Source organism: Mesorhizobium sp. B2-9-1, assembly GCF_006439455.1.
Classification (GTDB): domain Bacteria; phylum Pseudomonadota; class Alphaproteobacteria; order Rhizobiales; family Rhizobiaceae; genus Mesorhizobium.
This window is the reverse complement of the sequence record NZ_VFTP01000007.1, coordinates 95879-108389: the sequence shown is the minus strand read 5'-3', so window position 1 is coordinate 108389 and position 12511 is coordinate 95879. Positions and strand designations below refer to the sequence as shown.

14 protein-coding genes, 1 tRNA gene and 1 pseudogene are annotated in these 12511 nt (G+C 63.2%); 8 read left to right on the top strand and 8 right to left on the bottom strand.

Translation table 11 applies throughout. From position 1 onward, the window contains the following. Positions 1-120 precede the first annotated feature (120 nt). Positions 121-738 (top strand): transglutaminase-like cysteine peptidase, encoded by a 618-nt coding sequence (locus tag FJW05_RS15390; RefSeq protein ID WP_140633515.1) that lies wholly within the window; start codon positions 121-123, stop codon positions 736-738. A 116-nt stretch (positions 739-854) separates the two neighbouring features. Further along, positions 855-1094 (top strand): hypothetical protein, encoded by a 240-nt coding sequence (locus FJW05_RS15385; protein WP_140633512.1) that lies wholly within the window; start codon positions 855-857, stop codon positions 1092-1094. 220 nt (positions 1095-1314) lie between these two features. Here the strand turns inward: FJW05_RS15385 and FJW05_RS15380 are convergent, their stop codons facing one another. From FJW05_RS15380 to FJW05_RS15365, 4 genes are read right to left on the bottom strand one after another with little or no spacing between them, the layout of a single operon-like run. Further along, entirely contained in the window at positions 1315-1677 is a 363-nt protein-coding gene (locus tag FJW05_RS15380) for a helix-turn-helix transcriptional regulator (protein ID WP_140633509.1), read from the bottom strand. Positions 1678-1701: 24 nt separating this feature from the next. Beyond that, positions 1702-2226 carry a Smr/MutS family protein gene (locus FJW05_RS15375; RefSeq protein ID WP_140633506.1) on the bottom strand — a complete coding sequence of 175 codons (525 nt, stop codon included), beginning with the start codon at positions 2224-2226 and terminating at the stop codon, positions 1702-1704. Beyond that, the gene (locus FJW05_RS15370) at positions 2223-3326 is read right to left on the bottom strand and encodes a murein transglycosylase A (protein ID WP_140633503.1); all 1104 of its coding nucleotides are present in this window, start codon (positions 3324-3326) and stop codon (positions 2223-2225) included. Before FJW05_RS15370 ends, FJW05_RS15375 begins: the two co-directional genes overlap by 4 nt. A gap of 23 nt (positions 3327-3349) precedes the next feature. Beyond that, positions 3350-4057 (bottom strand): Tim44/TimA family putative adaptor protein, encoded by a 708-nt coding sequence (locus FJW05_RS15365; protein ID WP_095767958.1) that lies wholly within the window; start codon positions 4055-4057, stop codon positions 3350-3352. 201 nt (positions 4058-4258) lie between these two features. On the opposite strand from FJW05_RS15365, the gene FJW05_RS15360 reads away from it, so the two are divergent. Beyond that, entirely contained in the window at positions 4259-4753 is a 495-nt protein-coding gene (locus FJW05_RS15360; RefSeq protein WP_140542957.1) for an FxsA family protein, read from the top strand. 487 nt (positions 4754-5240) lie between these two features. Further along, positions 5241-5744, top strand: a complete 504-nt coding sequence (gene secB, locus FJW05_RS15355) for a protein-export chaperone SecB (RefSeq protein ID WP_140633500.1) — start codon at positions 5241-5243, stop codon at positions 5742-5744. A 199-nt stretch (positions 5745-5943) separates the two neighbouring features. Here secB and yidC read toward each other — a convergent pair whose 3' ends face one another. The 3 genes from yidC to rpmH are packed head-to-tail and all read right to left on the bottom strand — an operon-like array spanning position 5944 to position 8291. Further along, positions 5944-7773 (bottom strand): membrane protein insertase YidC, encoded by a 1830-nt coding sequence (gene yidC, locus FJW05_RS15350; protein WP_140633497.1) that lies wholly within the window; start codon positions 7771-7773, stop codon positions 5944-5946. 13 nt (positions 7774-7786) lie between these two features. Then, positions 7787-8140, bottom strand: coding sequence for a ribonuclease P protein component (gene rnpA / locus FJW05_RS15345; RefSeq protein WP_140633494.1), 354 nt, complete (start codon positions 8138-8140; stop codon positions 7787-7789). 16 nt (positions 8141-8156) lie between these two features. Then, positions 8157-8291, bottom strand: coding sequence for a 50S ribosomal protein L34 (gene rpmH / locus FJW05_RS15340; RefSeq protein ID WP_008833937.1), 135 nt, complete (start codon positions 8289-8291; stop codon positions 8157-8159). 275 nt (positions 8292-8566) lie between these two features. Between rpmH and FJW05_RS15335 the strand changes: the two genes are divergently transcribed. Further along, the gene (locus FJW05_RS15335; RefSeq protein ID WP_246673448.1) at positions 8567-10039 is read left to right on the top strand and encodes a HAMP domain-containing sensor histidine kinase; all 1473 of its coding nucleotides are present in this window, start codon (positions 8567-8569) and stop codon (positions 10037-10039) included. 185 nt (positions 10040-10224) lie between these two features. Continuing rightward, positions 10225-10301 (top strand) — tRNA-Arg (locus tag FJW05_RS15330). Between the two features lie 180 nt (positions 10302-10481). On the opposite strand, the pseudogene FJW05_RS15325 reads toward FJW05_RS15330, so the two are convergent. Next, positions 10482-10862: pseudogene (locus FJW05_RS15325) on the bottom strand (VOC family protein); the annotation flags it as partial. A gap of 230 nt (positions 10863-11092) precedes the next feature. On the opposite strand from FJW05_RS15325, the gene FJW05_RS15320 reads away from it, so the two are divergent. After that, entirely contained in the window at positions 11093-11617 is a 525-nt protein-coding gene (locus FJW05_RS15320; RefSeq protein WP_140542952.1) for a hypothetical protein, read from the top strand. Positions 11618-11929: 312 nt separating this feature from the next. Next, positions 11930-12511: a cation transporter gene (locus tag FJW05_RS15315; RefSeq protein WP_140633491.1), complete on the top strand. Its 582-nt coding sequence runs from the start codon at positions 11930-11932 to the stop codon at positions 12509-12511.

Below are 12511 nucleotides of genomic sequence, written 5' to 3'. Positions count from 1 at the left end.
GCGAAAGTGCCGCTACGGGATCGCGCAGGTAACCATCCCGCCAAACTGACCGTCGTCTCCAATTGACACGGACTGTAAATCGCCTTTAACGTTTCGTTAATAAAGAACAGGGCGGGGACAATGACTTCCTCAGCGATGACGCGGATTCTGCGCTTGTGTGCAGCCGCAGGATTGGCGATCTCTGCGCATTGGGCGGTGCCGGCCTGGGCGGCGGGCGCGATGGCCACGGGCGGCCTGACGTCGCAGCCGATCGGCCACTATGATTTCTGCAAATCGCGTCCGAGCGAATGCAACATCCGCCCGGTCAATCTCGGGCCGGCCATGATGACGGACGGCCTATGGCGCAGACTGGTCAGCGTCAGCGCCAAGGTCAATGCCGCCGTCAAGCCGCTGAGCGACCTCGATCACTACGGCAAGGACGAAGTCTGGGCCTATCCGGACGACGGCTATGGCGACTGCGAGGACTACGTGCTGGAAAAGCGCCGCCAGCTCTACCGCCTGGGCATGTCGCTGGCCGACCTTTTGATCACCGTCGTGCGCAAGCCGGACGGCGAAGGCCATTCGGTGCTGACGGTGCGCACCGACAAGGGCGACTATGTGCTCGACAACCTGACCGACAAGGTCAAAGCCTGGGACGCGACCGGCTACCGCTTCCTCAAGCGACAGGCGATCGACAACACCGGGCGCTGGGTCTCGATCCGCGACGGCCAGCCTGTGCTTGTGGGCTCGGTGCAGTAGGCAGAGCTGAGGGCTTCGCTCTCTCGAAGACATTATTGCGCATCTCTCCATGAACCTTTTCCGTCCGGCCGGCGACACACAGCCGTGAACGACAAACCCAACCATGGAGAATTTCAATGACTGCTTTCCTGCGAAACACCTTGCTTGCCGCCATCGCGGTGTCGGCCCTGACCGGATCGGCCCTGGCGGACGAGACCACCAAAAGCTGCGCCAAGACCAATCTCAACGAGCTGTGGAGCGGCCGCTGCTGCGGCGTCAACTCTTCGGCTTGTCTGGGTGGTGGTAACGGTGGCCGCGATCACAACAACAATGGCGGACGCGGTAGCACGAACGGCGCCGGCGTCGGCAAGCAGTGATTTCAGGAATAAGGGCTGTCCGCGGCCTAGCACACGGAAGCCGTGGCCCTCGCTGAACGTCACCGCGGCGCAGAACGATCTCTGTTCTGCGCCGCCTTGCCCTTCGCGCGAAACCGCGGAATGGATCCTCGGGCCTGCGCGTCCGCTTCGCTCCCGCTCCGCCCGTGGATGACGAAGTTCGGGCGGCGTCGGCTAGCCGCACCCGTTTCATCCGGGCAAACTATCCCCTCAGCGCAGCTCGGACCAATGCCGTGATCTTCCTCAGCTCCGCCTCATCGAGCCGCTCGATGCTCTCGGCCAAAAGGTTGGCCAGCTCGGTGGCCGCCGGCGACAGGCCGGATGTGTCGATCCTGACCCTCGGATGCGAGCTTTCGGCGAGGCGGGCAAGATCCTCGGCGTCGTCCCAGATGATGTTGAAATAGCCGATGATCTTCTGGATCAGTGTCCAGGTCGGCGCGCCGCGGCGGCCGTGCTCGAGCGCCGAAAGATAGGCGGCGCTGACGCCGATGGCCTTGGCCATCGCCTTCTGGCTGACGCCGCGCTCGGCGCGCAGCGTCCTGAGCTTCTCGCCGAACGGGGTCATGTCGGCTGGCTCATCGCCGAATCCTCATGACCGTATCCGCCGCAGCCGCACATAGAGCGCGCCCGAGCCGCCATGGTTGCGGGCAGCATGATCGTGGCTGGACACCAGATGCCGGAAGGCCGGCGTTGACAGCCAGGCCGGCACGGCGCGGCGCAATATGCCGTCGCCGCCCGAGGACGAACCCTTGCCGGTGATGATTAGCACGTAACGGATGCCGCCGGCATGCGCGCGGTTGAGGAAGGTGAGCAGCAGCGAATAGGCCTCGCCCTGCGTCATGCCGTGCAGGTCGACGCGGCCTTCGATCGGCAGCCGGCCTTTCTTCAGCTTGTGCAACGTCTGGTCGTCGAGCGAATGCGCCACATGCGGCGCCTTCGGCTTGGCGGCCACGGCCGCTACGCCATTGGCGGCGGGCCGGGGCGTCTCGGGCTTGGGCTCGACGATGTCGGGGATCTCGACGGCGGTTTTGCCCTTCAGCGGCCGCGCCGAGCGCGCCACCAGGTTCCACAGGATACGGTCGTCGTCGCTGAGATGATCGTCGCGGCGGCTCACGGGGTCGCTCCGTCCAGAAGCGCACGCGGCACCAGCGCATAGAAATCGGCCGCGTTGCGGACCACGCCGGCGACCTCGCCGGCGGCGTCGCCTGAGCCGGCGAAGAGATCGCCGCGCACCGGACCGGTGATGGCCGAGCCGGTGTCCTGCGCGATCATCAGCCGCTGGAACGGTTTTTCGTCGAAGGCGGTGAGCGTCGGCGCATCGATATAGAAGGGCGTGCCGAATGTGTGAAGCAGCCGGTCGACCGCGACCGAGCGACCCGGCGTCAGCGGCACCTTGGCGGCGGCGATCGGGCCGAGCGCGGCATCATCGACCGCGGCTTCGCGGAAGAAGATATAGGAGCGGTTCCGCCACAGGATCTCGTCGACCCGATCGGGATGCGCCTTGAACCAGGCGCGGATCGACTGCATCGTTACCTTTTCCAGCGGGATCTCGCCGAGATCGCTCAAGATCTTGCCTGGGCCGGTGAAGCGCTGGCCGGACTTTGCGGCATAGGTGACGCGGGCGAGCCTGCCGTCGGTCATCTTCAGACGTGCCGCGCCCTGCACGTGGATGAAAAACGCATCGACCTTCTCGGCGAGCCAGGCGATTTCGAGATTTCGGCCGGCGAGCGCGCCGCGCTCGATTTCGCCACGATCGAAATATTCAACCGGAACACCATCGGTCCGGCGGGCGAACGCCAGATAGGAATCCATGCCGGCCGGACGGTTGCCGTCGTCGATGTCGATGAGGTCGGCGGGGCGCGACAGCAGCGGCACGGTGAACCGCCCGGTCCTGACCGGCGAGGCTTCGACCTCGGGTTCGTAGAAGCCGGTGACGAGACCCGAGCCGTTTTCGGGCTGCACCAGCATCGGCACGAAATGCCGTTCGAAGAAGGATCGCGCCTCGGACGTGCTCGGCGCCGAAACGGCACGCGCCTCGGCATAGGCATCGGCAAAAGCATTGAAATCGACGCCGAGCGATCCGGTGCGGTAAGATTTTATCGGCGCGTGGCAGGCCGAGCGGCGAAATGCGGCGAAGGCCGCAGCATGGTCATCTTCGCCCCAGCCCGGAAGGTCGCTGAAGGATTTTATGCCGAATGCGGAAGAGAGCGGCACGACTGGGGCCCCGCCGCTTGATCTCAATCTTCTTCTTCGGTGGCGACAAGCTTCCAATTCGGGTCGCGCGAGCGGGTGTCGCGGGCGAAGGTCCAGACATCCTTGACCTCGGCCACCGTTTCAGGGTCGCCGTCGATGACGGCGCCGGCCTTGTCGCGGGTCGCCGAGATGAGCTCGGAGACGACGCGCAGCGTGATATGCGCTTCCGAGCCCTTCATTTCGGCGGCGACGATGTCGGCCTTGTCGATGCCGACGAAGGAGGACTGGATCTTCTCCGATTTGGCCTCGCGGTCGCCGATCGCGGCGACGAAACCGTCATAGACTTCGCGCGACAAAAGGTTCTTCAGCGTCTTACGGTCGCCGTCGGCATAGGCCATGACGATCATCTCATAGGCCATCTTGGCGCCGTCGACGAAGCCCTTCGGCTCGAAGGACGCATCATTGTCCTTGATGGAGCGCAGGCCCTTGTTGAGATCGGTGTCGGGCTTGGCGAAGGCGTCGATATCGGCATAGATCTCGGGCGCGGTTTCGCCCGGCGCGCGCTTACGCGGCAGCGACACCACATTTTCAGGCTTTTGCGCCGCATCGGCCTCGCGCGTGCGGCTCGCCGAATAAGGATCGAAGGGCGGGCGCTCATTTCCGGTGCGACGTCCAAGCACGTTGCGCAGCTGGAAAAAGATCACAACCGCCGCAATCAGAAAGAAAATCGTGCCGAAGTCGAAGAAACCCATATTTTCCGCCAACTCGATCCCTGTCCGTGCCGGACCGGCGTAACCCCTGGGGACCGCGGTCGCATAGCGTTCAACACCCAAAGCATATAGAACGGCAGGCGCAATCATTCAAATCAAAGGCAGCCATACCTATCTAAAGGCGCCAAGGCCAGCGGCGATTGTCCGCCAGCGCCGCAAAAGAAGAAAGCGATCGGTCAAGACTTGCGCATTTCGTTCATCCCGCTGTTCCTGCTCCTGCTGCCGCTGCTGGAGATCGCCGGCTTCGTCGTCGTCGGCCGCGAGATCGGGGCTTTGGCGACGGTCGGGCTGGTCATCCTTTCCAGCGTCGCGGGCAGCCTGCTGCTGAGGCTTCAGGGTTTTGGCGTCATGGCGCGGGTGCGCACGGAGATGGATGCCGGGCGCGACCCCAGCCGGCAGCTCGCGCATGGGGCGATGATCGTGCTGGCGGCGATCCTTTTGATCATCCCGGGCTTCATCACCGATTTCTTCGCCATTCTACTCCTGTTGCCGCCGGTGCGCGACTTCGCCTGGCGCCTGCTCAAGAACCGCATCGTCATGGCGACCAGCTTCAGCCGCGGCTTTTCGGCGCGCCGCCGCGATCACGTCATCGACCTCGACGACAGCGACTATTCTCGCGACGATTATCCGGACCGGCCGGACCACAATTCGCCCTGGCGGCGGCTGAAGAACGATTAGTCCCGGACGGGGATTTTGCCCGGTCGGCTCTGGCAGGCGGCATGCCTTGGAGATTGGCCGAAACGCCCCATCGCGATCGTCATTCCAGGGCGGAGCAGGAGCGAAGCTCCGTCGCGAAGACCCTGGAATCCATGCCGTTACCTTCGCGAAGGCGTGCAACGGAGCAGAATTCTGCACCGTGGCGGCGCTTCGAAGTCACGGAATGGATTCCATGGTCTGCGCGCGTCGCTTCGCTCCTTGCTCCGCCATAGAATGACGAGGTTGGGGCGGCTTCAACCTGTCGTTTGCGCTGATTTCACGGAAATGAACGGAAAATCTTGCACCAAGACAAACCGCAACCTTTCAAAATCCCTGTGACGGGGAACCAGTCCCGGACCTATCGCCCGACAGAGGCGGCAAAACTTGTTTTGTCCGGCCGAGCATGGTAGCGAACCCGCGATTTCAATCCGGTCAGCAATGCTGCCCAGGCAAAAGGACTTAAAGGCTCATGGCCAGCAACGATGACGCCGCGACCGGCGCCGCCAACGGCAACGGCACCCAAAGCCAGCCCTCGCTCAATGTGCTTGCGCAATATGTGAAGGACCTGTCCTTCGAAAGCCCCGGCGCGCCGAATTCGCTGCGCGGCCGCGACAAGGCTCCGGGCATCGCAATCAATGTCAACGTCAACGCCAACCCGCTCTCGGACAAGCAGTTCGACGTCAATTTGACGCTGAACGCCAAGGCCTCCTTCGACCAGGAAGTGCTGTTCAATGTCGAGCTGGTCTATGGCGGCGTCTTCGCCATCAGCGGCTTCCCGCAGGAGCACATGCTGCCGCTGCTGTTCATCGAATGTCCGCGGCTTCTGTTCCCCTTCGCCCGCCAGATCGTCGCCGACGCCACCCGCAATGGCGGCTTCCCGCCGCTGATGCTCGATCCGATCGATTTCGCGCAGATGTTCCAGCAGCGCATCGCCGAGGACCAGGCTGCGGCTGACAAGGTCCAGGTGAGCTGAGGCGAACAGCGCTACACCCTATCGAAAGCCCGGCTTCGCGCCGGGCTTTTTTTCGCTGCTTGCTCCGCCCTGGAATGACGCCGGGAACATGGCCACGGCCAATCTCGAAGGTTGACGGCTGCTCGCTGAGCCTGATCAACAAAAAACCCCGGACAAAACGATGCCGGGGTTTTTTTCGTCTTAGCAGTTCAGGAGCCGTCTATTCAGCCGGCGATGGTTTCTTGCGGAAAATCGATGTCAGATTGTCCCACAATTCGATCTTGGCGCCCTGGCGCTTCATGATCACGCCCTGCTGCAGGATCGACAGCGTGTTGTTCCAGGCCCAATAGATGACGAGGCCGGCCGGGAAGCTGCCCATCATGAAGGTGAAGATCACCGGCATCCAGGTGAAGATCGCCGCCTGCGTCGGGTCCGGCGGTGCCGGGTTCATGCGCATCTGCAGGAACATGGTGATGCCCATGACCACCGCCCAGGCGCCCATATGCGGCAGGAAGGCGGGCGCCGCGAAGGGCAGCAGGCCGAACAGGTTGAAGATCGACGTCGGATCGGGCGCCGCGAGGTCGTGGATCCAGCCGAAGAACGGCGCGTGCCGCATCTCGATGGTGATGTAGAGCACCTTGTAGAGCGAGAAGAAGACCGGGATCTGCAGCGCCACCGGCCAGCAGCCGGCCAGCGGATTGATCTTCTCGGTCTTGTAGAGCTCCATCATCGCCTGCTGCTGCTTCATCTTGTCGTCCGCGTATTTCTCGCGGATCTCGACCATCTTCGGCTGCACCTTCTTCATATTCGCCATCGAGGCATAGGACTTGTTGGCCAGGGGGAAGAAGATGGCCTTGACGACGACGGTGGTGGCGAGGATCGCCAAGCCGAAATTGCCGAAGAATTTGTAGAGCGTGTCGATGAGCCAGAACATCGGCTTGGTGATGAAATAGAACCAGCCCCAGTCGATCAAAAGGTCGAACTGGCGGATCTGCCGGTCCTTCGCATAGGCGTTGATGGTCGAGACTTCCTTGGCGCCGGCGAAGATTTCGGATTCGACCGTCGTCGACTGGCCGGGCGCGACGCTGATCGCGTCGGACAGGTAGTCGGACTGGTAGCTGTGGCTGTGCGGCCCGTCCTTGAACTCGAAATAGGAGAATTTCGGCTGGAAGGGCTGCTTCTCCGTCGGGATGAGCGTCACGGCCCAGTATTTGTCGGTGATGCCGAGCCAGCCATTGGTCGACTTGCTGGGCGTGTATTCCTTGTCCTTCTCGATCTTGGCGTATTTGTATTCCTGCAGCCCCTCGCTGCCGGTCACGCCGATCAGGCCCTCATGCAGCACATAGGTGCTGGCGACGGCCGGCTTGTCGAAACGGGTGACGCGCCCGTAATTGTAGAGCGAGACGGCGGCCGTTCCCGAATTCTGCACCGTGTCGGAAACGGTGAACATGTATTCGTTGTCGATCGAGATGGTGCGCTTGAACGTCAGGCCCTTGTCGTTGGTGAAGGTCAGCGTCACCGGCGTCGAGGGCGTCAGCGTCGGATTGCCGTCGACGCTCCACACCGTATCCGCGCCGGGCACAGTGCCGGTGGTGTCGTTGCCGACGAAGCCGATCTCGGCGAAATAGCCATTGGGCAGCGACGACGGGTTGAGCAGCTCGATCTCGGGCGAGTTCTTGTCGACCGTCTCGGTGTAGTGCTTGAGCCTCAGGTCGTCGAGGCGCGCGCCGGTCAGGTTGATCGAACCCTCGAGGCTGGGCGTGTCGATCTTGACGCGCTTGGTGGCGGCAATCGCCTGGTCGCGGCTGGCCGCGGTCACGCTATCGCTGCCGGGCGCGCTGGGGATGGCGCCGGCGGTCGGGGCCGGCGTTCCGGCCGCGCTTGGATTGGTGCCCTGCGCTTCCTTCTTTTGCGCCTCGGCGCGCTGTTGCTCGACGCGGGCCTGCTCGCGCTGCTGTTCCATGCGCGGGTTCATGTAGAACACCTGCCAGAGCGTCAGGATCAGCACCGACAGCGCGATGGTGATGAAGAAATTGCGGTTGTTTTCCATCGAAGCCTTTGGCCTATCGTGTTCCGCGCAGCCGGCGGGAGAGCTCGGCCTTCAACTGGCCGAACGGAATGGCAAGCACGTCTTCACGCCCGACGATGACATAGTCATTGCCGGGCGCCATGTCATCGGCGGCATGAACGCGCACGGCTTCCCTCAGCCGCCGCCGGACGCGGTTGCGCACCACGGCATTGCCGACCTTCTTGGTGACGGTGTAGCCGACGCGCGGCGCAAGGTCATCGCCGCGGTCGAGAACTTCAACGAGAAAAAGCCGTCCGCGGCGTTTCTCGCCGCCGCGCACAGCAAGGAATTCCGCGCGTTTCAGAAGCCGCCCGGGAGTTTTCCCCTGTGGCTTGCCGGGTGCGGGCAACGATCTCGTCTTTCGTTCAGGCGCTGAGCCGCTTGCGGCCGCGATTGCGGCGGGCGGCAACGACGCCACGGCCACCCTTGGTGGCCATGCGGGCACGGAAACCATGCCGGCGCTTACGCACGAGCTTGGACGGTTGGTAGGTACGCTTCATTTGTTTTAATACCGCGGGGTGCGGCCCTTCTTGATTCTGTCACTGTGTAACAGGAGCTTTGCCGGGCCGGCCTAGGCGCGATCGAAACCGCGCCGGGACGAATGGCCCGAGCGTGAGCGGGCTTATAGAAAGAAGGTCTTTGGAAGTCAATCCGCCCCGCCGCGAGGCATTTTTCGCCGAGCCGACGATGAAATTGGCAAAAAAGCCGCAAATCGCATAATCTTGGCCGATCAAGCCTTTGTGAACGCGCGTCAATGACGAGTGAAACTCTGCCCATGAACGAGAAGGCACAGCCGGCGGCGGCGAATTCGTCGCGCCGGGTGCCGTTGTCGCGCGGTCTGTCGACCAAGCTGCTTTTACTCACCATCGCCTTCGTGCTTCTGGCTGAAATCCTGATCTTCCTGCCCTGGATCGCCAGCTACCGGGTCAACTGGCTGAAGGAGCGCCTGAGCACGGCCGCCGCCGTGTCGATCGTGCTGTTGCAGGGCGAGCCCAACTCGCTGTCGCACAACGCCCAGAACGATGTGCTGATGGCGATCGGCGCCAAGGCGATCGCCGTGCGCGACGGCGGCGTCTCGCGGCTTCTGGTGGTCGCCGACATGCCGCCACAGGTCGACGCGCACATCGACATCGCCAATGTCGGCCTGATCAACGGCATGACCGGCGCGCTCGACACGCTGTTCTTCGGCGGCAAGCGCATGCTGCGCGTCTTCGGGCCGGTCGGCGACAGCGACAAGGAATTCGAGCTGATCATGCCGGACTACCGTTTACGCGACGCTATGCTCCGATACTCGCGCAACGTCGCCGTCGTCTCGCTGCTCATCTCGCTGTTCACCGCCATGCTGGTCTATGCCGCGATCGACCTGATCATGATCGGGCCGATCCGCACCATGACGCGTTCGATCCTGGCCTTCTCCGAGGCGCCCGACGATCCCGGCCGCGTCATCCGCCCCGCCGACCGCGCCGACGAGATAGGGGTCGCCGAACGCGAGCTGTCGCAGATGCAGGACCGGCTGCAGAAGATGCTGTCGGAGCAGAAGCATCTCGCGGACCTCGGCCTGGCCGTCTCCAAGATAAACCACGACATGCGCAACATCCTGGCGTCCGCGCAACTGATGTCGGATCGCCTGCGCCAGGTGAAGGACCCAACCGTGCAGGCCTTCGCGCCGAAACTTCTGCGCGCCCTCGACCGCGCCGTCTCCTATTCCGAAGGTGTGCTTCACTACGGCCGCACGCAGGAGCCGGCGCCGTCGCGCCGCCGCGTGCGGCTGCGCCAGCTGGTCGACGATGTGCACGGCCTGCTCGACATCGAGGACGGCATCGAGTTCATCAACGCCATCGAGCACGCCTTCGAGGTCGATGCCGATTCCGACCAACTGTTCCGGGTGCTCACCAATCTCTGCCGCAACTCCGTTCAGGCGATGGCCGCCGACACCGAAAGCGCGGTGGTGCGCCGGCTGGCGGTCGCGGCCGAGCGCCAGGGCAGCGTCAGCCGCATCACCGTCACCGACACCGGCCCCGGCCTGCCGCCCAAGGCGCGCGAGAACCTGTTCGCCGCCTTCCGCGGCTCGGCGCGCAGCGGCGGCACCGGGCTTGGCCTGGCGATCGCGCACGAGCTGATCCGCGCGCATGGCGGCACGGTTGAATTGGTCGAATCGATCGGCGGCCGCACCGTCTTCGCCGTCACCATTCCCGACCAGCCGGTGCGGCTCGACCAGGCCCGCAACGGTTTGCGCCGCCCGGCTTGAGCCCACCACCGCCTGCGGAGCCGCTTGTCGGTAGCGCGCCTCGATCAAAGCCGGCAAAACCACCTGCGACAAAACTTTTGCCGGATCGGCTTGCTTTTCGCAAATTCAGTCGTTAGGGAACACTCCACATCGCGGCCGGCCTTCTCGACCGGATCGCGGGGCCTGTGTCATGCACGGCCTGTTGCGCGCCCGTAGCTCAGCTGGATAGAGCACCAGACTACGAATCTGGGGGTCAGGAGTTCGAATCTCTTCGGGCGCGCCATTCCTATCAAGTTTCATCTCCCGCTTCCCGGATGTGTTGCCGAACGACCGGCTCTTGATCGCAGCTGGATGAATTTCCCGATTTATCCGCAGCTTGGCCATAGATTGTCTTAGACGGGCAACGCTCGATCACTGCCTGGGTGCGCCAGCGCCATACCTCTCGGCATGACAAGCCACAAATCTATCCTTTCCCATCCGGCGGCACGGACGATCCATCGCTGGCCAGGTTCTCGACATTGAGGTGACAGTTGACGATCTTCAACGAGCCACGGCGTTGCGCGGCCATTCCTTCTCGGGCCTATCCCAGTAGAGCTCGACGCCGTTATCGTCCGGATCGCGGAGATAGATCGCTTCCGCACCACCGTGATCGCTGGCGCCGATGAGTTGCACGCCCGCGGCGCGAAGGCGGCGGAGCGCGCGGCCGAGCGCGGCTCGCGTCGGATAGACGAAGGCAATGTGATGGGGGCCGGGTCGATCCTTCGGGCGGTGGCGAACCGCCCCGGCTTTCCCAAGTGTTGATCGCGAGGTGATGGTGATAGCCGCCGGCCGCGAGGAGGGCGGCAGATCGCGAGGTGCGCGACACAGGCGGAAAGCGGAAATACAACCACACCGCACGGGCGATGACGTCAGGCAGGCAACGGTGCGAAGGCAGAGCGGATCACGATGAAGACCTTCACGCCGCATGCTCAGATATTCTGTCAGCAGCCAGTCAATTTTGCGATTCCCCGGGAACATCTACGCGTCTGCCCCGTTTGCTTCGACCAATGTTGCCCCCAAACAGGAGTGACAGTCATGGCTTATCGGGAACACATCCACACGCCTATGACACCACGCGACATGCGTTGGGGCCTTCGGCAGGGCGCAATCGCAGGCGTGGTCGCAGGTATCGTGTTTGCTGCCTTCGAAATGATCGTCACCGCGATGATGATGGGGGCAGGGGCGTTCTTCATGCCTTTGCGCATGATCGGCGCTATCGCGCTGGGACCGGGCGCGCTCGATCCCGGCTATTCGCTCGTGACGGCAAGTGTCGCCGGCGTCATTGTCCATATGGTGCTCGCGATCATCTACGGGATGATCTTCGGTGAAATTGCAGCAATGTTGCGAGGGCCGGTCGCCATTATCGGCGCAGCCAGCCTCTTCGGCCTCGCCCTCTGGCTGATCAACTTCTATGTGATAGCGCCGACCTTGTTCCCGTGGTTCCTGCAATCGAGCCCGCTGGTGCAGTTCATCGCACATACTTTCTTTTTCGGTTCAGTGCTCGGCTATTATCTTTGGAAGTCGCACCAGAGAAGCGGGTTGGAAGAACCTGCGGTTTAGCGGGTCGCCTTGGGCTGGATTAGGCCCCGGGCGGGTCTCTTGAGCAACGGCATATATCTCGGCCGCCGGCGCGAAATAACGGCAGTCCCAGTCATTTCGGTGCTGGGCGCTGACTTTCCGGTATTTTCCGATCCGGTGAACGCGCCGCGTCTCCCGAGTGAATATGCTGGTTAGCTGCTCCATCCGCTGGGGCATCAAAAGCTGGAAGTCGCCGATGTTGACCAGTCCCGCTCACGGACGTGACACGATCAGGCACTCGCCTGCAGGAGCGGGCTCAAGCTTGCGCCCGGCGTATCACGGCTTTCGATGGAGATGATGGACAGCCATCTCCGGCGCGCCGTGCTGATCGTGGCGCTCCTCAATCTTGCGTATTTCGGAGTCGAGTTCGCAGTTGCGCTGTCGATCGGTTCCGTCTCCCTGTTCGCCGACAGCATCGACTTCCTTGAGGACACGTCGGTCAACCTCCTGATCTTCCTCGGCACGGCCTGGAGCCTCAGGTCCCGCGCGCGCCTTGGCATGGGTCTGGCCATCGTGCTGATGATACCTGCGCTGACGACGCTGTGGGCGATCTGGCTCAAATTCTCGCATCCCGTTCCGCCCGAGCCCGTGCCCCTCTCGCTTGCCGGCTCGGGCGCTCTTATCGTCAATCTGGCATGCGCGTTCATTCTTGTCCGTTTCCGCCATCACAAGGGGAGTCTCACCAAGGCGGCGTTCCTTTCCGCCCGCAACGACGCGGTCGCCAATGTTGCTATCATCATCACCGGGTTTGTTACGGCGTGGACGGGCTCCGTCTGGCCCGACGCGATCGTCGGGCTCGCGATCGGCGTCATGAACGCGGATGCCGCCCGCGAGGTCTGGGAGGCTGCGCGCGAGGAACACGCGGCCGAGGCCTAG

Bases quoted from the DNA above. Each gene is read 5' to 3' on its own strand.
- FJW05_RS15315 (WP_140633491.1), top strand. From the start codon at position 11,930: ATGATGGACAGCCATCTCCGGCGCGCCGTGCTGATCGTGGCGCTCCTC.
- FJW05_RS15320 (WP_140542952.1), top strand. From the start codon at position 11,093: ATGGCTTATCGGGAACACATCCACACGCCTATGACACCACGCGACATG.
- yidC (WP_140633497.1), bottom strand. From the start codon at position 7,773: ATGGAAAACAACCGCAATTTCTTCATCACCATCGCGCTGTCGGTGCTG.
- FJW05_RS15385 (WP_140633512.1), top strand. From the start codon at position 855: ATGACTGCTTTCCTGCGAAACACCTTGCTTGCCGCCATCGCGGTGTCG.
- rpmH (WP_008833937.1), bottom strand. From the start codon at position 8,291: ATGAAGCGTACCTACCAACCGTCCAAGCTCGTGCGTAAGCGCCGGCAT.
- FJW05_RS15335 (WP_246673448.1), top strand. From the start codon at position 8,567: ATGAACGAGAAGGCACAGCCGGCGGCGGCGAATTCGTCGCGCCGGGTG.
- FJW05_RS15390 (WP_140633515.1), top strand. From the start codon at position 121: ATGACTTCCTCAGCGATGACGCGGATTCTGCGCTTGTGTGCAGCCGCA.
- secB (WP_140633500.1), top strand. From the start codon at position 5,241: ATGGCCAGCAACGATGACGCCGCGACCGGCGCCGCCAACGGCAACGGC.
- FJW05_RS15365 (WP_095767958.1), bottom strand. From the start codon at position 4,057: ATGGGTTTCTTCGACTTCGGCACGATTTTCTTTCTGATTGCGGCGGTT.
- FJW05_RS15380 (WP_140633509.1), bottom strand. From the start codon at position 1,677: ATGACCCCGTTCGGCGAGAAGCTCAGGACGCTGCGCGCCGAGCGCGGC.